This window comes from uncultured Algoriphagus sp. (assembly GCF_963974365.1).
Classification (GTDB): Bacteria; Bacteroidota; Bacteroidia; order Cytophagales; family Cyclobacteriaceae; genus Algoriphagus.
Genome location: NZ_CAXBBX010000008.1, coordinates 54,111 through 77,973 on the forward strand (window position 1 = coordinate 54,111; position 23,863 = coordinate 77,973).

19 protein-coding genes are annotated in these 23,863 nt (G+C 41.0%); 14 read left to right on the top strand and 5 right to left on the bottom strand.

The window, feature by feature from the left end:
- Window positions 1-4: 4 nt before the first annotated feature.
- From AACZ87_RS11855 to AACZ87_RS11885, 7 genes are all read left to right on the top strand, one after another.
- Window positions 5-391, top strand: coding sequence for a VOC family protein (locus AACZ87_RS11855; RefSeq protein WP_339867401.1), 387 nt, complete (start codon window positions 5-7; stop codon window positions 389-391).
- Window positions 392-528: 137 nt separating this feature from the next.
- A complete protein-coding gene (locus AACZ87_RS11860) occupies window positions 529-2,688 on the top strand; it encodes a TonB-dependent receptor (protein WP_339867402.1) in 2,160 nt (719 codons plus the stop codon).
- An 11-nt stretch (window positions 2,689-2,699) separates the two neighbouring features.
- Window positions 2,700-3,344 (top strand): hypothetical protein, encoded by a 645-nt coding sequence (locus AACZ87_RS11865; RefSeq protein ID WP_339867404.1) that lies wholly within the window; start codon window positions 2,700-2,702, stop codon window positions 3,342-3,344.
- Between the two features lie 77 nt (window positions 3,345-3,421).
- The gene (locus tag AACZ87_RS11870) at window positions 3,422-4,495 is read left to right on the top strand and encodes a histidine kinase (protein WP_339867405.1); all 1,074 of its coding nucleotides are present in this window, start codon (window positions 3,422-3,424) and stop codon (window positions 4,493-4,495) included.
- Window positions 4,492-5,244 (top strand): LytTR family DNA-binding domain-containing protein, encoded by a 753-nt coding sequence (locus tag AACZ87_RS11875; RefSeq protein WP_339867406.1) that lies wholly within the window; start codon window positions 4,492-4,494, stop codon window positions 5,242-5,244. The genes AACZ87_RS11870 and AACZ87_RS11875 overlap by 4 nt, the downstream gene beginning before the upstream one ends.
- Before the next feature lie 37 nt (window positions 5,245-5,281).
- Window positions 5,282-6,499, top strand: coding sequence for a hypothetical protein (locus tag AACZ87_RS11880; protein WP_339867407.1), 1,218 nt, complete (start codon window positions 5,282-5,284; stop codon window positions 6,497-6,499).
- 53 nt (window positions 6,500-6,552) lie between these two features.
- Entirely contained in the window at window positions 6,553-7,668 is a 1,116-nt protein-coding gene (locus tag AACZ87_RS11885) for a DUF4221 family protein (RefSeq protein WP_339867408.1), read from the top strand.
- Between the two features lie 311 nt (window positions 7,669-7,979).
- On the opposite strand, the gene AACZ87_RS11890 is transcribed toward AACZ87_RS11885, so the two are convergent.
- From AACZ87_RS11890 to AACZ87_RS11900, 3 genes are all read right to left on the bottom strand, one after another.
- Window positions 7,980-9,551, bottom strand: a complete 1,572-nt coding sequence (locus tag AACZ87_RS11890) for an Rne/Rng family ribonuclease (RefSeq protein ID WP_339867410.1) — start codon at window positions 9,549-9,551, stop codon at window positions 7,980-7,982.
- A gap of 183 nt (window positions 9,552-9,734) precedes the next feature.
- Complete coding sequence (locus AACZ87_RS11895) at window positions 9,735-10,562, bottom strand: tetratricopeptide repeat protein (RefSeq protein WP_339867412.1); 828 nt, start codon at window positions 10,560-10,562, stop codon at window positions 9,735-9,737.
- Between the two features lie 18 nt (window positions 10,563-10,580).
- On the bottom strand, window positions 10,581-10,889 hold the full coding sequence (locus AACZ87_RS11900; protein ID WP_091696410.1) for an HU family DNA-binding protein: 309 nt from the start codon (window positions 10,887-10,889) through the stop codon (window positions 10,581-10,583).
- A 145-nt stretch (window positions 10,890-11,034) separates the two neighbouring features.
- On the opposite strand from AACZ87_RS11900, the gene mutY reads away from it, so the two are divergent.
- The 5 genes from mutY to AACZ87_RS11925 all read left to right on the top strand — a co-directional run bounded on the left by mutY (window position 11,035) and on the right by AACZ87_RS11925 (window position 20,395).
- Window positions 11,035-12,108: an A/G-specific adenine glycosylase gene (gene mutY / locus AACZ87_RS11905; RefSeq protein ID WP_339867418.1), complete on the top strand. Its 1,074-nt coding sequence runs from the start codon at window positions 11,035-11,037 to the stop codon at window positions 12,106-12,108.
- A 47-nt stretch (window positions 12,109-12,155) separates the two neighbouring features.
- Window positions 12,156-12,617: a single-stranded DNA-binding protein gene (locus AACZ87_RS11910; protein ID WP_339867420.1), complete on the top strand. Its 462-nt coding sequence runs from the start codon at window positions 12,156-12,158 to the stop codon at window positions 12,615-12,617.
- A gap of 70 nt (window positions 12,618-12,687) precedes the next feature.
- Entirely contained in the window at window positions 12,688-14,037 is a 1,350-nt protein-coding gene (gldE, locus tag AACZ87_RS11915) for a gliding motility-associated protein GldE (RefSeq protein WP_339867421.1), read from the top strand.
- A 393-nt stretch (window positions 14,038-14,430) separates the two neighbouring features.
- On the top strand, window positions 14,431-18,921 hold the full coding sequence (gene gltB / locus AACZ87_RS11920; protein WP_339867423.1) for a glutamate synthase large subunit: 4,491 nt from the start codon (window positions 14,431-14,433) through the stop codon (window positions 18,919-18,921).
- A 1-nt stretch (window position 18,922) separates the two neighbouring features.
- Window positions 18,923-20,395 carry a glutamate synthase subunit beta gene (locus AACZ87_RS11925; protein ID WP_339867425.1) on the top strand — a complete coding sequence of 491 codons (1,473 nt, stop codon included), beginning with the start codon at window positions 18,923-18,925 and terminating at the stop codon, window positions 20,393-20,395.
- Window positions 20,396-20,471: 76 nt separating this feature from the next.
- Here the strand turns inward: AACZ87_RS11925 and AACZ87_RS11930 are convergent, their stop codons facing one another.
- Together AACZ87_RS11930 and AACZ87_RS11935 are read right to left on the bottom strand one after the other, a co-directional pair.
- Window positions 20,472-20,900 carry a DUF4890 domain-containing protein gene (locus AACZ87_RS11930; RefSeq protein ID WP_339867426.1) on the bottom strand — a complete coding sequence of 143 codons (429 nt, stop codon included), beginning with the start codon at window positions 20,898-20,900 and terminating at the stop codon, window positions 20,472-20,474.
- Window positions 20,901-20,993: 93 nt separating this feature from the next.
- Window positions 20,994-22,325, bottom strand: a complete 1,332-nt coding sequence (locus AACZ87_RS11935) for an NAD(P)/FAD-dependent oxidoreductase (protein ID WP_339867428.1) — start codon at window positions 22,323-22,325, stop codon at window positions 20,994-20,996.
- Window positions 22,326-22,471: 146 nt separating this feature from the next.
- Here AACZ87_RS11935 and AACZ87_RS11940 point away from each other — a divergent pair, with 146 nt between their 5' ends.
- A complete protein-coding gene (locus AACZ87_RS11940; protein WP_339867430.1) occupies window positions 22,472-23,179 on the top strand; it encodes a YebC/PmpR family DNA-binding transcriptional regulator in 708 nt (235 codons plus the stop codon).
- A 25-nt stretch (window positions 23,180-23,204) separates the two neighbouring features.
- Window positions 23,205-23,780 carry an inosine/xanthosine triphosphatase gene (gene yjjX, locus AACZ87_RS11945; protein WP_339867431.1) on the top strand — a complete coding sequence of 192 codons (576 nt, stop codon included), beginning with the start codon at window positions 23,205-23,207 and terminating at the stop codon, window positions 23,778-23,780.
- Window positions 23,781-23,863: the final 83 nt, after the last annotated feature.

Consider the following 23,863-nt stretch of genomic DNA (forward strand, 5'->3'; position numbering starts at 1 on the left):
CAAGATGAAAATTGAACACCTCGCAATCTGGGTTGATAATTTAGAGCAAATGAAGGATTGGTATTGCCAAACTTTTGATTTGTCTGCTGGAGAAAAATATGAGAATCCTACAAAAGGTTTTAGCTCCTATTTTCTCAGCTTTGCATCAGGAACCAGAATAGAACTGATGAAAAGAACTGTTATTTCTGAATCGCCAATACCAAGGGGAATGATTTCTGGCTTTGCACATTTCGCTATTTCTGTGGGTTCCAAGGAAATCGTAGATCAGATGACTTTTGATTTTCGAGCACAAGGAACCTCAATTATAGGTGAGCCGAGAACTACTGGCGATGGATATTACGAAAGTGTGATTGAAGATCCAGAAGGGAATTGGATAGAGATTACAGTTTGATTTTAACGACTATCGTATTTCTCTGATTTTACCCAGTTTCACTTTTTCACGGTTCAGTCGCAGATTTCTACACTTCAGTCAACTTTAATTTTTTGAGGTAGGGTTATCTCCCACATTTGATTCAAATCTCAAACGAAATGAATCCACGACTTCTACTTTTTATCACTTTTCTCCTTCTGCACACTCTAGCTTTTGCGCAAGCAACTCTCCAAGGAAAAGTCCTAGACGAAAAAGGACTACCTCTTCCAGGAGCAAATATTCTGATCAAAGGCAGTTATGATGGGGCTACAAGTGAGGCAGATGGAAGCTACCGAATTGAAACTTCAGCGACAGGATCTCAAGTGTTGGTTTTTAAGTTTCTAGGCTTCAAAACTCAGGAAGTAACAATTTCAATTGATCAGAATTCTCTCGAAATCCAGCAAGTCAAACTGATCGAAGAAATCACCGAAATGAATTCTGTGACGATCTCTGCTGGAGCCATGGAGGCCTCTGATGAGAAAAAATCTGTAGTACTGAGACCACTGGATATCGTCACCACCTCAGGCGCGATGGGAGATATAGTAGGGGCTTTGCAGACATTACCAGGAACTAGCACCGTGGGAAATGACGGGCGTCTGTTTGTTCGGGGTGGCGATGCCAGCGAGGTGGGAATCTACATCGATGGGCTTCGTGTAGGAAATGCCTATGGGAGCTCCACCGCAAACGTGCCAACCAGAACACGCTTTAATCCCAATATTTTCAAGGGCACCTTTTTCAGTACGGGCGGGTATTCTGCCGAATATGGACAGGCGCTTTCCTCCACTTTATCACTAAATACTAAAGACCATTCGCTGAGAACTCAGGGTGATCTGTCTATCATGTCGGTGGGTGGAGGATATGCTCAAACACTGGCCAATGAAACTCAAAGTATCTCGCTCACCGCGAACTACTTTGACTTAAAACCCTACCAGAAACTTATCAAACAAGATTTTGATTGGGAAAGAGCACCATTCGGATGGGATGTGGAATTGTCCGCTCAGCAAAAGCTAAAGAAAGGTGGGCTTATGAAAGTACTTGCCAGAACTGAGGCGGGGGGAATGGAACTGTGGCAGCCTCAGCCTGGAATTGATGGCCGTGGAATTTTGGTGAATCTGAACAACAAATACTCTTATGCTCAGACAAATTGGAGGAATTCCTATGAAAATGGCTGGTCACTATTCGGGGGAATTTCAGTCTCCTCAAACAAGGATAATCTGAATGTGGCTACTGTTCCGATAGAGCGAAAAAACCTGCTTTCTCATGCCAAATTCACTGCGATCAAAGATTTCTCTGATCGTATTTCCATGAAAATTGGAACAGAATATTTCATCCATAATTACTCAGAAGCGCTTCCGCTGGAAAATCAGCAAAGAAGCTTTGGAGAAAGAGAAACCTACCTGTTTACAGAGTGGGATTGGTACCTGAGTAAGAAGCTTGTACTCCGTGGTGGTTTGCGTGCTGGAAATAGTAAGCTGGCAAATCAGACCTGGGTAGACCCTAGACTTTCGCTCGCCTATCAGGTATCGGAATTCGGTCAAGTGTCATTTGCCACTGGTCAATATCACCAGTTACCTATCGAAAATTACAAAGTAATCGATCCTTCCCTTGAAAATTCTAAATCTAAACACCTGATTTTAAATTATATGTATCAAAAAGAGGGCGTACTATTTAGAGCAGAAACGTTCTACAAATCCTACAATCAGTTGTTGACTTTCGAAGGTATTCCACAAAATCCAAGTATGCTGTCCAATTCAGGCTCAGGCTATGCCCGCGGATTGGATTTTTTCTTCCGGGATCGTCAAAGCATCAAAAATACCGACTACTGGATATCGTATAGTTTTGTGGACAGTAAGCGCATATACAATCAGTATGAAACCCAAGTTCAGCCCGATTTCGCTCCAAGGCATAATTTCTCCTTGGTTGTCAAACACTTCATCCCCGTGCTGAATTCTCAGCTAGGTACGACTTTCGCCTTCAATGACGGATATACTTACACTGATCCAAATGAGACCGGAGAAATGAATTCAAAAACCAAGAGTTACCAAAGCCTAAGTTTCTCTTGGAGTTATCTACCCAAACCTAATTTGATTATCCACTTTGCGGTGCAAAACGTGATGGGGAGAGAAAATGTATTTGGGTATTCCTATGCTAGATCGCCAAATGAGCAAGGTGTGTTTGAATCACTACCCACTGGACAGCCAGCGCCTAGATTCCTTTTTCTGGGAATTTTCCTTACCCTTTCACAAGACAAAACTGCAAATAATCTAAACAACTTATAAACCATAAACACATGAAAAAGAACATCTTAACCTTCGCCTTAACTTTCCTTTTTATCGCCTTCGCCCAAGCATCTGACCCAGCATTCGTTGCAGCGATGCAAAAGCAGTTGGAAGCAAGAAATACCGTCTCAACATTTGAAGAATCCCAATCTGTAACCAATGGATTCTTGAGAATTGCAGAGGTGTCAGAAACTGAGTGGCTTCCACTTTATTATGCATCACTATTGAAAACAGAAGCTGCTTTTCGGTTTGATATTGATAAGGACAAAAGCCTAGACGAAGCCATGGAATTGGCTAAAAAGGCTGATAAAATAGCCTCAGAAAATTCCGAAATCACTGCCTTACAAGGCTACATTTTGATGGGTAAAATAAGCTTGGATCCTGCGGGTCGTGGACAGACGATGAGCCCGCAGGCGATGCAACTTCTTGGAAAAGCGATCAATCTTGATAGAGGAAACCCTCGGGCAGTGTCACTGATGTCTCAAATGGAGTTGGGAATGGCTGAATTCTTTGGTACTGGACCAGAGAAAGCCTGCGGCATGGCCAGAATGAGCCTAGAACTCTATAAGGAAGAAGAAGCAAAAATCACAGCAGCGTATATTCTTCCTACTTGGGGCAAAACTCAAGCAGATCAGGTAGCTTCAAAATGTAATTGATCATTCCACAGGTGGCGCACTTCTTTTCTTTTAAAAGTCTAAGATAGGAATTGCGCCATTTTAATTAATTTCCCAGTATGTCAGAAGCAATGCAATCAGGAATCTGCAAAACAAACAAAGGTATTTGGAGTACATTCCCTAGTTTCATACTAATCAACCTAGGAATCGTCACCATCCTGATGCTCTTTTTCTGTCCTAGTTGCTTTTTGAGCTGGCAGGGAGTCAAAAGCATGGCTCCAGATTTTATTTTTTCCTTAGCCATTACAGTAGCTATGAGTTTTGGGGGAAACGCCGTGGAGACCTATTATGACAAACGGATATCCTGGATTCACCAGCCGGTAAAACGGTTTATTTTTACCAGCATCACCTACCTCAGTTATGCTTTTTTAGTAGCATTTATCGTCGTCGGGATCTATTCATGGACTAGGGGGAATTTCAGTCTGGATAATGTTCCTTGGAAAAATATATTCGATTATTCCTTGATGCCGATGAAAATAGCTCTGGGTTTTATGGCGCTATTTACGACAAGATCCTGGCTTTTGGAGTGGAGAAAGTCAGCACTCGAAGCCGAAATACTGAGAAATGAGAAACTGTCCAGTCAATACCAATCGCTCAAAGATCAGTTAAATCCTCATTTCCTTTTTAATTCCTTGAACGTCTTATCCAATCTCGTCTATGAAGATGCCGATCGTTCCGCTGCTTTTATCCAGAAATTATCAAAGATCTACCGCTATGTATTGGAAGCTCAAAAGGAAGAATTAATTGAGCTGGAAAAGGAAGTAGCCTTCACTAAAAATTACCTCGAACTGCAAAAAATAAGATTTGAGGAAAGTCTGCAATACACGATAGAAATTGGTGAAACAATCGGACTTTTGCCACCCCTATCCTTACAGCTTTTGCTAGAAAATGCCATAAAACACAACGTGGCAAGTGAAGAGAACCCATTATTTATCCACATTATCCTGAAGGAAAATGAGCTTTGGATAAGTAATAATTTTCAACCAAAATTTAGCCTGTCGGAACCCTCAACGGGAGTAGGTCTAAGCAATATAAAAATGAGATATGCACTTCTCTCTGATAAAACTATAACTGTCTCTCAAACGGAACGAGAATTTCTTGTCAAACTGCCAATTTTAGAGTTATCCACATGATCATATTAATCATTGAAGATGAAAAACCTGCCGCAAATCTTTTAATAAAGCTCATTAAGAAGCATTTCTCGGAGGCAGAGGTAATTGGAAATTTCGATAGTATCACCAAATCAATTTCATGGCTGAAGTTAAATCCTGCCCCTGATTTAATTTTCTGTGATATCCAGTTAGCCGATGGATTAAGCTTCGAGATTTTTGAAAAAGTAAAGTTATCCACACCGATAATTTTTACTACTGCTTTTGATCAATATGCGATCAAAGCCTTTCAAGTAAATGCGATTGACTACCTTTTGAAGCCAATTGATCCAGAAGATCTGGAAAGGGCTGTGGATAAGTTTAAATCGAATCAAATTCGATCAACTATCGATCTCGATGTGCTCAAAAATTTGCTTTCTCCAAAGAAATCAACTTTCAAAACCAGATTTATGGTGCGTTACGGCGAGAAAATTCAAAGCGTGCCAATGGAAGAAATTTCGTACTTTTTCAGTGAAGAACGAATCACTTTTCTGCAAACTTTAGATGGCAAAAAGTATGTACTTGAAAGCACATTAGAACAGACAGAATCATTAGTTGACCCTAGCAGTTTCTTTCGGCTAAATAGAAAATACTTGAGTAGCATCTCATCCATCGACGGGATTTTCTCCTTTTCGAATAGCCGATTGAAGGTAACTCTGAAAAACTGTACCGATCAGGATATTTTGATCAGTCGAGAAAAAGTAGGTGATTTCAAAGATTGGCTTGATCAGTAATTTAGATTTACGGAATTTCTAATGTATTTTTTGGGTAATGAATAATGGCACAGATTACAATAGGAAACAAGAAGAACTCACCTGGCTGGAAAATTTGCAGCGGAACAGCTGGGAGCCTGAGGTAATTATTTCAGGTATTACGCTAGCTTTTCTTTTTGTCTTCCCAGCTAAGATCTATGAGTTTTCGGCGTACCTCATCCAGGAGGTTGGCATTGGATACTTACCCAGTCTTCTAATTTTGTTCTATTTGACTACCGTTGTTTCGGTTTTCAAAATCTTCTTTGTTGTTCATCTTTGCTTAAGGTTCGTATGGACAGGACTATTGGGTTTGAGTTACGCTTTCCCTGATGGAGTAATTAACAAAGGCCTATTCAAAATGTCCCAGCGTTACACCCACCAAAAACCCGCTGACATGGTGCTGAAGCTGGAGAAACTATGCTCCATGACTTTTGCCTACCCAGTCTCATTGGTTCAGGTATTTCTAATTATTACCATTTTTATTGGTTTCCTTACAGGTTTATATTTCTGGTTCAACCTCAACTATTTTATAATTTTCCTACTATTCATCGTATGCCTAATCACATTTATGGCTTTGATGCTCAGTAAGAAAAAATCAAAATTTAAAACCTGGTATGCGCAAAACATGCTGAGTTCTGTATCAGCTATCTACCAAAGTAACTTAGGCAAGTGGCTAGCGATAGTATATGCGTTACTCATATTTGGGTTGGCTATTCCTCTTATTATCTCAGATGCACAGGACTTTACCATGTTCAGAAATGAGCGAAATTTAATTGCAAAGGAACTTGAATGGCCTGCAAAATACCTTCATTTTGAAGATGAGCATGACGAGTCTATGCGCTACCCTAGAGCATTCATTTCTTCAGAGGAAATAGAGGGTAATTACCTCCGTCTTGGAGTTGCCAGGTATGAGGGTGACGGGAAAATTATAGACGAGTTAAACGCAGATTTTTCGGAAAAGCTAATTTCCATGTCATGGAAAGCCTTGAATCAAACAGCTGATCTACATCGAATTTACATAGATGATAAATTGGTAAAAATAGATACTTGGACGAAACACCGCCTTTCTGGAACAAAGCAAAAAATCTATCAAACTGGAATAGACATCACGGGTTTAAGCTCTGGTGTCCATACCATTCGGGTAGAAAAGCTTTTATTGGATTATGGCTTTGTGGATAACAAAGCCGAACTCGTGAAAATAGAGCAATGGGATCAATTTCAATTTATTAAATGGTAAGTATTTTTTTAACGAATTCTTTATTCTAAGAAAACTATTCAAACTACCCTTTTATGGTAAAGTATAGAATCATTGCTTTTCTTTTTAGCGCAACTATTGTCATTTCCTGCACCACAAAATCAGATAAGGAGATTCCCGTCCTTGAGTTGAAGGATTTGATTGTTGACACGCTTTATCTGGAGAAGGATACGAAAACTAAAAACCTGGGAACAAATTTTAATTACATAAAGAGAGGAAATGAAGAGTTTCTGCTCACCTCCCAACAGCACAGATATATAGAATATAGCTATCCAGAAGGCAAGCTAATTAGAGATCAGTTTTATGAAGCTGAAGGTCCAGATGGAATTGGGAGTTTTCTGCAGGTCAATTTTATTGATGATTCATCAGCATGGTTTGTATCCAATCAGAAGTTGATACAAGCTGATCAATATGGAAATGTATTGTCCAGATATGACCTGCCTGCTAGTCCCAAAGATAGATTGACGGTTAATTACAATACCTTATCGGGAACAAAAGCCATGAATGTAGATGGGAAGATCATAATCCCTGATGTGCCTTTTGTGCTAAAAGAGCCTTTATTTAACTATGAAAATTGGCTCTTAGAATTCGATCCAAAAGACAGCTCCATCAATTATGTGAAATTCAAATACCCCACGAAATACTTGGATTTTCTGGACGACCCTACATTTGCAACTTACCAAAATGCCTATAATAGGACTGATGATCTCCATCTAATTTCCTTTCCAGCAGATGACTCATTACTCGTGATTTCACCAAGTTCCCAGAAATGGATATATGCAGGAGTTGATGATCGTATGGAATTCTTGGTCGGAAGAACTGAGCAAAAAGGGGAGTACACTGTTTTTCTCCAGGATGGCAATACAAGCAAATACAGCTGGGTAGATTATGACCCCACAAACAATGTATATCTCCGAGAAGCTATAATCACAGTCGATAGTGAATCGAACCGTAAGGAGGGCAGAAAGCCTCTCACTAAATTAGTGGTCTTGAACAAGGATTTTGAAAAAATAGCAGAGGTGATATTACCGCATCTTACACGCGGATTCTCGACACCCAACGGTTATTACTTGTACATAGGATATCCACACTCCGAAGATGAAGTAGCGTTTGGGAGATTGGATTTCTCAAAAATTAATTCTTTAGAATAGTTGATTAATAATGAATAGCAATCTAGAGACTACCTTAATTCAAGTCTTCTGACTCGGACTTATAGTAATTCAATATTCTGACTGACAACAGGTTATGCAACCCTCACTTTTGAGATTATAAATTTCCTTTGATCATTTTCACTTTGTTTGATAGGGCTGTTACGTAGAAAGCAGTCAGAAGACTGCAATGTCATGGGCCCAAGTCTGGAGACTTGAACCAAGCTGCAAACTTGAACCAAATCTGAAAACTGTGCCCTTTGCGCATTCTTTGTGTCCTTCGTGGTTTAAAAAAATTCATAAAAAAAGCGAGACTATTCAGTCTCGCTTTTTACTTGTAGTTCGATTTCCTCTCCAGATTCATCTAAGAATCTGTATTCCGTCACGGGTAGGGAAGAATCTTTGATCAGTTTTATCCACTTATTATACTTGAAAAACCACTTTACTCTTCGGCTAAAAATGCCTGTAGTGAAGTATGCGTGCAGGTAGGGATGCAGCCCAATTTGTATTTTACTCACATTCTGGATAGTAGCGATGTGCTCCAGGTCACGCTCGAGCTTATCAGCCACCAAGATAGATGCTTGGATTTTGCCGGTGCCGTTACATGATGGGCAAGTTTCTTTGGTCACAATATTGACCTCAGGCCTTACTCGCTGTCTGGTGATCTGCATGAGCCCAAATTTGCTCAGCGGCAAAACAGTATGCTTAGACCTGTCAAACCTTAGCTCCTCTTTCATCGCTTCGTAGATGGCTTTCTTGTTGTCAGCCTTCTTCATGTCGATAAAATCGACTACGATGATTCCTCCCATATCCCGGAGGCGGAGTTGTCTGCCAATTTCTTTAGCAGCGACCAGATTGGTTTTTAATGCCGTTGATTCCTGGTCACTTTCCTGATTGGACTTATTACCACTGTTCACATCAATGACGTGCAGGGCTTCTGTATGCTCGATGATCACATACCCTCCTTGGGGAAGGCTGACCGTCTGTCCAAACAGGCTTTTGATCTGCTTTTCTATTCCAAAACTTTCAAATAGCTTAGCTTTACCGTTGTGAAGCTTGACAATTTTTTCTTTTTCAGGGGCTATAGTCCTGATGTAGGATCTGATCTGATCGTAAGTAGATTCTTCTTCTACGGTGATTGCGTCGAATGATTCGTTGAGTAGGTCTCTCACTAGTGAGGAAGCCATACTCATCTCTCCGATAATTTTGTCGCGACTCTTGGCTTTCATCAATTTCCCCATGCCTTCTTCCCAGTTAGTGAGAAGATTGCGAAGGTCTTTATCTAAGTCACTAACGGACTGACCTTCTGCCACTGTACGGATTATTACTCCGAAATTGGCTGGTTTGATAGAATTGATGAGTCTCAGGAGACGTCTTCTTTCCTCGTTGCTTCTGATCTTCTTAGATACGTTGACCGAATCCGAAAAGGGAACCAATACGAGGTAGCGACCTGGCAGAGAGAGCTCACAGGATAGTCGAGGCCCCTTCGTAGAGATGGGTTCTTTGACGACCTGAACCAGTATTTGCTGGTTTTTCGATAGAGGACCGGAGATTTTTCCAATCTTATCGATTTCAGGTTCGTTCTCAAAACCCTTCAAATTGTAATTGCCGTAGTTGTTGTTGCGCACCATTTTGGTGAACTTCGTCAGGCTGTTGAAATTTGCCCCGAGGTCCTGGTAATGAAGAAAGGCGTCTTTCTCATAACCTACGTCAATGAAAGCTGCATTGAGCCCATTGACGATTTTGCGGACCGTACCGAGATAAATATCTCCAACTTTGAACTGATTGTCCATTCCTTCGGAATGCAACTCAACCAGGCTCTTGTCTTGAAGGAGGGCAATTCGACTTCCGTTTTGAGCAGAATCGATTAACAATTCCGTACTCAAAATCTCGTCTTATTATACTATGTAAATGAACGTTTACTCAAATGACAATAAGAAGAAGTGTATTACTTCTTCTTATGTCTGTTTTTTCTTAGTCTCTTCTTACGCTTGTGCGTAGCGATCTTATGTCTTTTTCTTTTCTTTCCGCAAGGCATAGTCTTTGGATTTAGTAGTGATACAAATAATTTATAGCTTGTCGAGATAGGTTTCGATACTTCCGAGGATCATTTCATCGGAAGTCATCGCTTTCACTTTCTCAAACTGGGCTTTCGCTTTGTTGTTTTGTTTGGCTTCGAAATAGCTCACTGCCAGATAAAATTGCCCCTGAAGGTTGTCCGGGTGATATTGGATCAATTCTTCAAATCTCTCGGTGGCACGCTTATACTGTCCTGATTGCATAGATAGTACGCCCATGTTGAACAGTCCGTCCTCATTTTGTGGATCCTGCTCCAAGATTTCTCTTAGCATGGTGATCCCTTGCATGGGGTTGGACGAGGACACATAAGTCATCGCTACCTTAGTTTTCAAATCCAAACGGGTGGGATCGTTATCCAGCACCTGATTTAAATACTTTCGGGTCTGCTCGGCAGTGTAAGATACTTTCTCTGGATCTAGCGCGAAACTGAATGCTTCATAATAAGCGTTTCCTGCTTTCTCTGCTAATACCAGGTCCGACTGCTGATCTGCAGCTAAACTAAGATAATATCCAGCACTATCGTACTTCCCAAGTTCCTGATAGATTGCTGCAATTTCTTCCGAGGAAGATTTCATCTCTTCTTTCGAAGAGTTTTCAGCGATCTGGAGTTTCAGTGTATTTATCTGAAGTCTCTGATCAGGACTTAACTCAGCCTCATGCATCGCTACTGGATCCTCGGACGATGAGGCTGCGGGTCCAGCTTCCTGGGAAACTGAATCTGCTTTACTTTCATTGTCCACTACCACAGTAGGAAGAACATACAATCCTCCGATTGCGATGATCCCTAGTGCAATAAGTATGAGTTGAGATCTTTTCATTTCAAAAACCTTTCGGAATTAGTCCTGAGGAGCTAGTTCTTTGATTTTTTTGCTGTTCTTGATCTTCTCTACAAACACCTTAGATGGCTTGAAGGCCGGGATGTAATGCTCGTCGATCACGATAGCTGTGTTTTTGGAGATGTTTCTGGCGATTTTTTTAGCTCTCTTCTTATTGATGAAGCTACCAAATCCTCTCACGTAGATGTTGTCTCCTTCGGACATTGAATCCTTCACTACTTTGAAGAACGCCTCAATGGCTTGTGTAACATCATCCTTCTGGATTCCTGTTTTGTCCGAAATCTTAGTGATTACTTCTGCTTTAGTCACTGTAATATTAATTTAGAAATTACGAAATAAGCTTAACAACCTATTAACCAAGTGTTTTTGGGACTGCAAATGTAAGACAACCATTGTAATTAAAAAACTTATTCATAAAAATTAGCTTGATTTGTATGATAGATCAATATTGACCATGGATCACAAAACCACTGAATATCAGGCTTTTTCGTATCAAATACTAACTTGGTATAAAGAAAATCCTCGTGAATTACCTTGGAGAGGAACGCATGATCCATACAAAATTTGGCTCTCAGAGATCATTCTTCAGCAAACTCGCGTAGCTCAAGGGTTACCTTATTATTATGCTTTTGTCGAAGCTTACCCTTCGGTAAAAGATCTGGCTTGGGCTCCGGAGGAAGAAGTGCTGAGGTTGTGGCAAGGGCTGGGATATTATAGTCGAGCCCGAAACCTTCATGCTTGCGCGAAGAGCATCTGGTTTGACATGAATGGTATTTTCCCCGAGACATATGATGAGCTACTTAAACTAAAAGGAGTTGGCAGCTATACCGCCTCTGCAATTGCCAGTTTTGCTTATGGTGAGGTAAAGGCAGTGGTAGATGGAAATGTATTTCGGGTGCTAGCCCGATACTTCGGAATAGAAACGGACATCGCGAGTTCCAAGGCCAAGAAAGAATTCGAAGCTTTAGCCAACCAAATTATCCCAATAGATCAACCCGGAGAGTTTAATCAGGCAATGATGGATTTTGGAGCAAGGATGTGCACGCCCAAAAATCCAGGATGTGAAACATGCCCTCTCAAATCGTCCTGTTTTGCACTCCTATATAATATGGTGTCGGATCTGCCTCTGAAAATCAATAAAGTAAAAATTAAAGAACGTCACTTCCATTATTACGTGATCAAGTGCGGTGATAAGTGGGTTTGGAAAAAAAGAACCTCCGGTGATATCTGGGAAGGGCTATTTGATTTTCCTCAGGAAGAAACTAAAGAGGATCAAAATTTCCAATCTATCGATATTCCTTCCTCTAGCGAGAAGGAATTTCAGCCTTTCCCAAAAAAATACAGACACATTCTGTCACACCAGCGATTGAATGCTGTTTTCTCAACAATAGAAATAAAAGAAGAAAATTTGGATCAGCTTGAAAACTGGTGCGAAAAGGAGGGTTTCATGCTGGTAGCAGAGGACAAAATTGAATACCTGGCCAAACCAAAGTTGATCGTAAACTTTTTGAACGATCAAGGGATTTGAGTACCTTCAAGTTCTTACACTTTTTCAACCTTTAACTTAAAAAAATTATGGCAGGAGTAAATAAAGTAATCTTAGTAGGAAATCTCGGAGCAGACCCAGAAGTAAAGTATTTGGAAGGCGACAATACTGTAGCTAATCTTAGAATGGCGACAACTGAAGCTTACAAAAACAGAAATGGAGAGCGTGTAGAGCAAACGGAATGGCACGACCTGGAAATGTGGGGAGCTCAGGCAAAAATCGCCGAGCAATACCTAAAAAAAGGCAGCCAGATCTACGTAGAAGGCAAAATCAAAACTGATAGCTGGCAAGATGAGCAAGGTCAAAATCGCTACCGAACGCGTATCAGAGTGCTGAGCTTCACGATGCTCGGATCAAAGCCTGAGGGAGCAGGAGGATCTAGTGCTCCACAGCAAGCGAGTCAACCTAGACCTGCATCTGCTGCGCCTACGTCAGCGCCAAAAGCACAAGAAATGGTTTCAGATACAGAAGATGACGATCTGCCATTTTAATAATATATTCCCCTGGAAGCTATTTTCAGGGGAATTTTTTAATTTTGCATTAACCATTGCGGTTTAATACATGGACGATCCCTACCCGAGTTACCATTTACTCGCTCAGATTAGCTCACCTTCGGTAAGTTACTTGATTCTAAATGGATTGCTTTTTATACTACTATTAATAGGCTCTGCCCTGGTTTCTGGTTCAGAGGTAGCATTTTTTTCCCTGACAAATGAAGATCTTGGCAATATCGATGAGGAAAACACGCCTCGTGGCAAAAAAGTAATAGACTTAGTAGAGTCCCCGAAAAACCTGCTCAGCACTATTCTCATCCTCAACAACCTAATTAACATAGGTATAGTGACACTTACGACATTTGTCGCTTGGTCCATTTTTGGACAAAATGCCACTGGAATAATTGTCATTCTGGTTCAGACTATAGGCGTAACTTTCGCAATCGTCTTTTTTGGTGAAATTGTACCAAAGGTCTACGCAAACAAGGCAAAAGTGGAATTCAGCCTTATAATGGCGCCAAGCATTACATTTTTCTCTACAGTTTTGAAGCCTTTTTCGATGTTTTTGATGGCTTTTAGCAATCTCCTCGAAAAGAGAATCGAAAAGAGAGGCTATTCCCTTTCGGTAAATGAGCTAAATCAAGCGCTGGAAATCACCACCGAAGACGCACCGAACGAGGAGCGGGAGATCCTTCGCGGAATAGTAAACTTCGGAACATTGACTGTAAAACAAGTGATGCAAAGCCGAATGGATATCACTGCCGTGGATACAGAAATGGATTTTCATGAGCTGATGGACAAAATCAACAAAAGTGGATACTCCAGAATTCCAGTTTATGAAGAGACTATTGACAATATTCAAGGCATATTATATATCAAAGACCTTCTTCCTTACATAGAGCATGACGAGGATTTTGCGTGGAATGAGTTGATCAGAAAGAGCTTCTTTGTGCCAGAAAACAAGAAAGTAGACACCTTGCTTAAGGATTTTCAGCTAAAGCGTGTTCACATGGCAATCGTAGTGGATGAGTATGGCGGAACTTCAGGACTAGTTACCTTGGAAGATTTAATTGAGGAGATAATTGGAGAAATCAACGATGAATTTGACGATCACGACGATATCTTCTTCCAAGAACTCGACCCTTCTACTTTTATATTCGAGGGAAAGGTCTCCCTAAACGACTTCTGCAAAAAGCTGGAATTGGACGGTCAGCTATTTGAAGATGTAAAAGGCGAAAGTGAATCTCTTGGAGGCTTACTTCTGGAGCTAAATTCGAAGCTGCCAAAGAATGGCACAAAGATCAAATTTGAAGATTTCGAATTCACCATCTTAGCTGTAGATGCCCGAAAAATCAAAAAAGTAAAGGTTCACATCAATTGGTTGGACAAAGACACACTCGGTCCTCATACTGATTGAAAAGCAGCCAATTACATTATTTTTAATTATTCACTTATTTCAGAATAATATTTTTCAGCTGAATCATTAAACAACGAATCCGAGAATTCAAGAGAAAATTCACGGAAAATAATTTTATTTTTTTTCAGATTAATTTTGGGTACCCAAAAACTAAAAGCTTGACATACTTTTTTGTGGAAAAGTGTCAAAAAACACCCTATCTCTTCAAAAATTGCTATAAATTATTTAGGTGAGTTCGATTTTCCACACCAAAAAGATAATTGCCAAAATTTTAATAAAGTTAAAATCCATAAGTAATAAGACACTAAAGCACCCGTTTTATTGCCGTAATTTTAATAGGACATTTTTTTTTTGTAATTTTTGGAAATTTTGAACCTAATAAATTCTATAAAAATGCAAGAAGGTTTGTATCGATCGGAGTTTGAGCATGACTCCTGCGGTATAGGTGCAGTTGTCGATTTGAGCGCAGTGCCCTCACATGAGACAATTAGCGATGCCTTATACATGCTGAGCAACATGGAGCACCGTGGAGGTAGGGGAGCTGATCCCAAATCCGGCGATGGTGCTGGCATATTAATTCAGGTACCACATCAGTTCCTAAAGGATATCACTGCGCGTACAGAAATCGAGCTTCCAGAAGCTGGATCTTATGGCGTGGGCATGACGTTTTTCCCAAAGAATAAGCAACTATTTCATAAATCGAAAGAATTGCTCAATCAGCTTATTGAAGAGCTAGATTTTGAATTGATAGGCTATAGATCTGTGCCAGTGGATGAAACTGTCCCGGGTTCTGGAGCACTTGAAGTGATGCCTAATATAGAGCAACTTTTTGTCAAGCATAAAAAGGGACTCACAGGAATTGAATTGGAACGCAAGCTTTACGTGCTTAGAAACTATTCCACTTCTGAAATCAACACCAAGATTCCAGGAGTAAACCAGTCATTCTATTTCGCAAGTTTGAGTAGTCAAACACTTATATATAAGGGACAGCTTCGGACTGATCAGGTTTTGGCTTTTTACAAAGACTTACAAAACCCGAGAATAGGCTCTGCATTTGCAATTGTACACTCACGATTCTCTACCAATACTTTTCCAAACTGGAGATTGGCACAGCCATTCCGATTCCTTTCTCACAATGGTGAGATCAATACGATCAAAGGGAATCTGAATAAGATGAAGTCCAAGGAAAACCTCATGAAATCGAAGTTTTTCACTGACGAGGAGCTTTCTCGATTGATGCCTATTACTGATAAGCAGAAGTCTGATTCAGCGAATCTTGACGCGATGGTAGAACTACTCACATTGAGTGGTAGATCCCTTCCTCATGCTATGATGATGCTTGTGCCAGAAGCTTGGCAGGATAATGAGGTGATGGATCGGGACAGAAAATCATTCTATAAATTCCATGCTTCACTTGTTGAGCCATGGGATGGTCCTGCTGCTTTGCTCTTTACAGATGGAAAATCTGTTGGTGCTACGCTTGACAGAAATGGTCTGCGTCCACTTAGATACTTTATTACTAAGGATCAAAGACTGATTCTTTCTTCCGAGGCAGGAGCATTGCCTATTCGGGAAGCTACAATATTAGAAAAAGGCAGAATCAGTCCAGGTAGAATGATTTGGGCTGATTTGGAAAAAGGCCGAGTGGTATTTGATGAGGAAGTAAAAGGTGAAATCTGCAGAAAACAACCTTATGAGCAGTGGGTAGCAGACCAACGAATCAAGCTTCGCCTGGAGGATGCTCCAAAAACGCTGACTCATCCATATTCTACCGAGAACATTAAAAAGAACCAAACTATATTTGGATACACTTCTGAGGAACTCAAAGTAGTCTTGAGCCCAATGGGAGATACTGCCTATGAAGCAATTGGCTCAATGGGAGCGGATACCCCATTAGCTGTTCTATCCAAAGAAAGTCAGCATATTTCCAATTACTTCAAGCAGCTATTTGCGCAGGTAAGTAATCCTCCGATCGATCCGATTCGTGAGCGTTTGGTAATGTCTTTGTTCACCCGATTGGGCGTAGGACAGAATATTTTGGAAGAAAGTCCTAAGCACACGCGTCAAATCCATATTTCTCAGCCAGTACTGCTAAATGAAGACCTGGAAAAGATTCAGAATATGGAAGGGCAAGGCTATAGATGTGCAACTCTTTCCAGTCATTTCCTTGCAGATCACCAGCCAGGAAGGCTTTTGGAAGCACTTGACAAGCTATGTGATGAGGCTGAAAAAGCAATTAGTGAAGGAAAAAATGTCATCATAATTTCTGATAGAGATAGTACTAAAGAATATGCACCAATTCCATCGTTATTGGCGATCGGGGCAGTTCACCATCATCTTGTCAAAAAGAAAATAAGAACTAGCGCTGGCTTGGTGCTGGAATCTGGAGATATACGCGAAACACATCATTTCGCAACTGCAATTGGATACGGTGCTTCTGCCATCAATCCATACATGGCATTGGAATCTCTTTTGGATATGTTTGAAAAAGGTGAATTGCCTAATGCAAAAAACCAGAAGAAATTATTCTCAAACTATCAAGCGGCGATAGGTAAAGGGCTACTGAAAGTGCTTTCCAAAATGGGAATCAGCACGCTTCAGTCTTACCAAAGTGCACAGATTTTCGAAGCGGTAGGACTTGGACCAGAAGTTATTGATAGATGTTTTAAAGGAACAATTTCCAGAATCTCGGGTATCGCATTTGATGAATTGGCTGAAGAAGTCTTGATTCGTCATAGGGCTGCTTATGAGACAGATTCTCCTATTCTAGAGCAAGGAGGCGTGTATCAGTGGAAAAGAAGAGGTGAAAAACACTTATTCAATCCTGAAACAATCCACCTACTTCAGAAATCTACCCGCTTGAATGATTTTGGTTTGTACAAGAAATTTGCATCCAAAATCAATGAGCAAAGTAAAGACGCCTTGACCTTAAGGGGCTTATTTGAATTCAAAAAAAGAATCTCTGTCCCAATTGATGAAGTAGAGCCGGCATCTTCCATTATGAGAAGATTTGCTACCGGTGCGATGTCATTTGGATCTATTTCTCACGAAGCACACTCTACTTTGGCGATAGCCATGAACAGGATAGGCGCCAAGAGTAACTCTGGGGAAGGCGGAGAAGACGAAATTCGATTTGCTAAAAAAGAAAATGGAGACTGGGAACGCTCAGCGATTAAGCAAGTAGCTTCCGGTAGATTCGGGGTAACTAGTAATTACCTCGCAAACGCCGCCGAGCTTCAAATCAAAATGGCACAAGGGGCAAAACCTGGTGAAGGTGGTCAGCTTCCTGGACATAAAGTAGATGATTGGATCGGTAGAGTAAGACACTCCACGCCTGGCGTCGGTTTGATTTCTCCTCCACCGCACCACGATATTTATTCTATCGAAGATTTGGCTCAGCTGATTTACGATTTGAAAAATGCGAATAGAAAAGCCAGAATCAACGTCAAGCTTGTTTCCCAAGCAGGAGTTGGTACTGTAGCAGCAGGTGTGGCTAAGGCCATGGCTGATGTGATCCTAATCTCTGGAGCAGATGGAGGAACTGGAGCATCTCCATTGAGCTCAATTCGTCATGCAGGTTTGCCATGGGAGCTTGGACTTTCTGAAGCGCATCAGACGCTAGTGAAAAACAACCTACGTAGCCGTGTTGTCCTTCAAACCGATGGTCAGCTACGAACTGGACGAGATCTTGCGATTGCAACACTTCTAGGGGCTGAAGAGTGGGGAATTTCTACTGCTGCTCTGGTAGTAGAAGGATGTATTATGATGAGAAAATGCCACCTGAACACTTGTCCAGTTGGAATTGCAACTCAAAATCCAGATTTAAGAAAGTTATTTACTGGTGACCCAGATCACGTAGTAAATTACTTCCAATTCTTGGTACAAGATCTCCGCGAAATCATGGCTTCGCTAGGTTTCCGAACGATAGATGAAATGGTTGGACAAAGCAACGTGCTTCAGTCTACCGGACATCTGAACCATTGGAAATGGGATAAAGTGGACTTGAGTCCAATATTCCACAAAGTAGAAGTTCCAGATCACGTAGGTATTCACAAGCAAATTGATCAGGATTTTGAACTTAAGAGAGTTTTGGATCGCCAGCTAATCAAAGCGGCGCTACCATCACTAGAACAAGCGATGGCTTCCTCTGGAAGTTTCCAGATCAAAAATATTGATAGGTCAGTGGGAGCGATGCTTTCCAATGAAATTTCTAAAATATACGGTAGTCCAGGATTACCTGAGGATACCATCAACTTCAAATTCACTGGGTCTGCAGGCCAGACATTCGGGGGATTCCTTACCAAAGGAGTCAATTTCGAGCTGGAGGGTGAAGCAAATGATTACTTTGGTAAAGGTCTTTCGGGCGGAAAACTAATCATCTACCCAAGCAGAAACGCCAAGTTTGTTCCTGAGGAAAATATCATTATCGGTAACGTAGCTTTCTATGGTGCTACTTCTGGTGAGGCATACATCAATGGAAAAGGCGGGGAGCGATTCTGCGTGAGAAACTCCGGTGTACAAACTGTAGTAGAAGGAATTGGTGATCACGGATGTGAATACATGACCGGTGGTTTGGTAGTGAATCTTGGAGAGATAGGACGAAACTTTGCTGCCGGAATGAGCGGCGGGATTGCCTATATCCTTAAAGATTACATTACAGAGATCAATCCAGAATTGGTGGACATCGATATTCTGGCAGAAGAGGATTACAGCACAATCAAGACCTTCCTGAAAAGACACGTAAAACTGACCAAATCGGGTCTAGGAACTAAATTCCTTGAAGACTGGGATACTTATAAAGAGAAGTTTATCAAGGTAATTCCTAGAGATTACAAGGCAGTTTTAGAGAAAAGAGCATTAGAACAATCAAAATCATTGGCGTAAAATGGGAGCGAAAGAAGGATTTATTCAATTCAAAAGAGAAACTCCGGTTACCCGTGACGCGAAAGCTAGAATAGGTGACTACAAGGAAATATATGAGCCTTTTGGAGGCGAAAAGTTAAATAATCAGGCAGCAAGATGCATGGATTGCGGGGTACCGTTTTGTCATAATGGCTGTCCACTCGGTAATGTAATCCCGGATTTCAACGATGCGGTTTATAAAAACGAATGGGAGCAAGCAATTAAGATATTGCGAAGCACAAATAATTTCCCTGAATTCACGGGGAGAATCTGCCCTGCACCTTGTGAAGCAAGCTGTGTTCTAGGCATCAATAAAGATCCTGTTGCGATCGAATTGATAGAGAAGAATATTGCAGAGAAAGCTTATGAACTAGGCTTGATCAAAGCAAATCCGCCAAAGACTAGAACTGGGAAGTCAGTTGCTGTAATTGGTTCTGGTCCAGCTGGGCTAGCAGCCGCAGATCAGCTGAACCAAGCTGGCCATGAGGTGACGCTGTTCGAAAAAGACTCCAAACCAGGAGGATTACTTCGATTTGGGATCCCGGATTTCAAACTTGAAAAATGGGTGATTGATCGCCGAATCGATTATATGAAGCAGGAAGGTGTGATTTTTTCTTGCGACACAGAAGTTGGTTTTAATATCAAAGCTGAAAATATTCTTAAAAATTTCGACGCCGTGGTTCTTTCTACAGGTGCCGGAGAACCGAGAGGATTAAAGATCAAAGGATCAGAAGCAAAAGGAGTTCATTTTGCAATGGAATTTCTAGGCCAGCAAAATAAAGTGGTTTCTGGTGAGATTCAGGAAAACCCAATTTCAGCAAAAGGTAAACACGTCATCGTAATAGGTGGTGGAGATACTGGAAGTGACTGTATTGGCACCTCAAACAGGCATGGAGCGGCTTCAATTACACAGCTTGAGCTTTTGCCTAAGCCTCCTCAGCAGAGAAACACTCTGAATCCTTGGCCAGAATGGCCTATGACTTTGCGTACTTCAAGTTCGCATGAAGAAGGAGCTGAGCGTGTATTCTCAATCCTTACCAAGGAATTTATTGTAAATGAAGAAGGTCAAGTAACTGGCTTAAGCTTGGTAGATCTAGAGTGGGTACATAAGGATGGCCGCATGGTTTTCGAAGAAATTGCTGGGACCGAACGTACCGTTCCATGTGATCTTGCGTTCTTGGCGATTGGCTACACTGGGCCGGCTCAGAATGGATTGCTAGCAGCATTCGGTGCAGAAACTATGGAAAATACGCTTCCTAAGTCTAAAAATTATCAAAGTACTAATTCAAAAGTCTTCTTAGCAGGAGATATGCGAAGAGGTCAATCTTTGGTAGTGTGGGCAATCTCTGAAGGTAGAGAAGCTGCCGTGAAGGTAGATGAATACCTAATGGGAGAATCTAAACTCCCTCAAAAAGACGAATCATTTTTCCAAGTGGAGGAGGAAATAATAGAGTAAAAAACTCTTTTACTACAAACAGAAAGCCATCCCGAGATATTCGAGATGGCTTTCTTATTTTAAACTAATTAGCAAATCAATTCCCGCCTTTTCTTCCTTTTCGAGGATCTCCTTCTATCTGAGCGTTAGGACGGCCTCTTCTACGATCATCCATTCTCTCTCCTTTAATTTCAGTCCATTTTGTTCTTTGCTCCTCAGTTAAGACCGCCTGGATTTTAGCATCCTGAGCCTTCAACTCTTCTCTTTTGGCATCCATCTCAGCTTTTCGGGCTTCCATTTCAGCCTTTCTTTCAGCCATTTCTGCTTCGTTCTTTTTAGCATACTCAAGATTGATATCTAGGATCTGCTTTTTCTGTGCTTCAGTAAGTGATAGTGACTCAGCCATTCGCTCAGTAGCTCGTTGTGCTCTTTCTTCCGCACTAGGTCTTTCTCCACCTTTCTTTTGTGCCATTGTGCTTAGGCTGATCATAACCATCATACCTGTAGCGAAAATCCATTTGTTCATGTGTTCTAGTGTTTAGTTACATGATTTAGACAGACCTAGAACCAATGCGTTTAATCCGACATCAAAATGTTTTTGTTAACAAATCTAAATTGCCTATCGCTCTTCTGTCAGTTCCTTCTGCTCACTAGGACGTACCGCTTTTGGTTTGATCAGCAATCTCAGGCTCGGGTCAAAGCTCAAATAATTCCAAGACCAATCAAGGAAGATGAATACTTTGTTTTTCACACCTAGAATCGCCATCAAGTGAACAAATAGCCAGGTGAACCAAGCAATAATACCCTGAAACTTAATAAACGGCAAGTCAACCACGGCCAATTTCCTACCTACAGTAGCCATCGATCCCAAATCCTTGTATTTAAAAACTTTCTTCTCTTTGCCCTCTTCGATCCTATGAAGATTCGTAGCCAGACAGACGGCTTGCTGAATCGCTACTTGAGCAACTTGAGGATGACCCTTTGGATAATCCGCCTGAGTCATCAAACTAATATCTCCCAAGGCAAAAACACCCGGACATCCTTTAACTTCAGAAAAATCATCAACGAAAATTCTACCATTCGGGGCATAACTATCCTCTTCAATTCCCCCAATTCGATTCGGTTTAATACCAGCAGCCCAGAGCAGGGTTTGAGTCTGAATAGCCTCTCTATCTGCTAGAATTACTTCCTCTCCATTGTAGTCTTTTACCAAGGTTCTCAGCATCACTTCTACCCCAAGGTCCTGCAGATACTTCAATGCGTGTGCCTTTGACTCCTGAGACATAGAACCTAGTAAATCTGGGCCTGCCTCTATAAGCACTATCTTCATGTTATGAAAATTCAGTTCAGGATAATCCTTTGGTAGCACAGTATTCCTCAAATCGGCCATTGCTCCGGCCAGCTCTACTCCTGTAGGACCGCCACCGACGATCACTACATTCATCAGTGATTTTCGATCTTCTGATTTCTCAATATTGATAGCACGCTCGTAATTTGAGATGATCTTATTCCTGATGTAAAGCGCCTCAGAAACAGTTTTCATTGGAGAGGCAGATTCTTCTATATTCTTGTTTCCAAAATAATTGGTGTCTGCACCCATCGCCATAACCAGGTAAGTATAATCCAAGTAACCCATGTCAGTATAGACCCGCTTTATTTTCGGATCAAAGTACTCCACCTGCGCCATCCGAAAAGTCACATTTTTTGACCCATGAAATATTTTGCGAAGCGGAAATGAAATAGCGCTTGGCTCAAGACCGGCAGTTGCCACCTGATAAAACAAAGGCTGAAACTGATGGTAGTTATGCTTGTCCAACAGGATCACCTGAAACTTCTTTTTCATCAGCTTCATAGCAAGCTTTAGGCCCCCAAAGCCCGCACCTACAATAACTACTTTGGGTAAATCTGATTTGGGAATGTTTGGGAGGGGTTGGGAAAGAAAATCCGACATGTCAAAAGTATTTTAAGTGCTTACGATTTAGTAGCTATTTTGGGCAGATTTCTGGGATTAAATTACCAAAACTTTTTTCTGAGTTATTCATTTTTCAGCCTAAACGAAAAGAATTGCTAATTTTACCTCGCTAATAGTTTATAACCATGGGAAGAGCATTTGAATTCAGAAAAGAGAGAAAATTCAAGCGTTGGGACAAAATGTCCAAAGTTTTTACGCGTCTAGGTAAAGAGATCGTGATGGCGGTGAAATCGGGTGGACCCGATCCTGCCTCTAACCCAAGACTTCGTACAATCATCCAGAATGCGAAGGGTGCTCAAATGCCCAAAGACAGAATTGAAGCAGCGATCAAGCGAGCCTCAAATAAGGATGAAAAAGACTACGAAGAAGTAGTATACGAAGGCTATGGTCCTTTCGGAATCGCTGTCGTGGTTGAAACCTCCACAGACAACATCAATAGAACTGTCGCTAATGTGAGAAGCTACTTTTCTAAAGCAGGCGGCTCATTAGGGACGTCCGGATCGGTAGTTTTTATGTTTGACAGAAAGGCTGTTTTCCGCTTTGCAAAAGGTGAGTTTGACCTAGAAGAATTAGAGTTCGAATTAATCGATTTTGGCTTAGTAGACATTGATGAGAACGAAGGTGAAATCTTTGTTTATACAGAATTTGAAGACTTCGGAACCATGCAGAAAGCATTGGAAGAAAAACACATAGACGTGATCAGCGCGGATTTTCAACGCTTCCCGACTACCCTCACCGAACTCGATGAGGAGCAGGAAGAGATTATCAATAAAATGATAGAAAAGATGGAAGAAGACGATGACGTAAATCAAATTTTCACAAACATGGCCTAGGCACCCGCCTAGGTTTTTTTATTTTATGAATTTCCCAAAAAGAGAAAATTTCCAGGCTGTAGAAAAGCCACTAATAATTGTAGGAAGTAAGAACCCCGTCAAAATAGATTGTACTGAATCCGCTTTTACTGAAGCTTTTGCTAAGGGATTTGTGGTAAATGGCATCAATGCCGCCTCGCAAGTTTCCGATCAACCCAAAGGTGATGAAGAAACTTACTTGGGGGCCAGAAATCGAGTAATCAATGCCAGAAAAACTTTCCCTGAAGCAGATTACTGGGTTGGCATAGAAGGCGGAGTAGGTGAAGATGTGAGAGGTATGTATGCGTTCGCCTGGATCTATATTGAAGATAAATCTGGACTGCACGGCAAATCGAAAACAGGGACATTTTATCTTCCTGAAGCAATAGCTAAATTAATTCATAGTGGAATGGAACTTGGTAAAGCTGACGATCAGTACTTTGCTCAAGAAAATTCAAAACAAAATGGCGGTTCTGTGGGAATTCTTACTCATGGTACAATCACACGACAAACGTATTATAATCAGGCAATTATATTGGCCTTGATCCCTTTTTTAAACAAAGACTTATATAAACAGAAGTAGTTTTTACAATTTTTTTATCTAAGTATAACCTAATCGGATAAAAATTGATTATAATTGAATAATTGAAATTTAAGACTTTGATT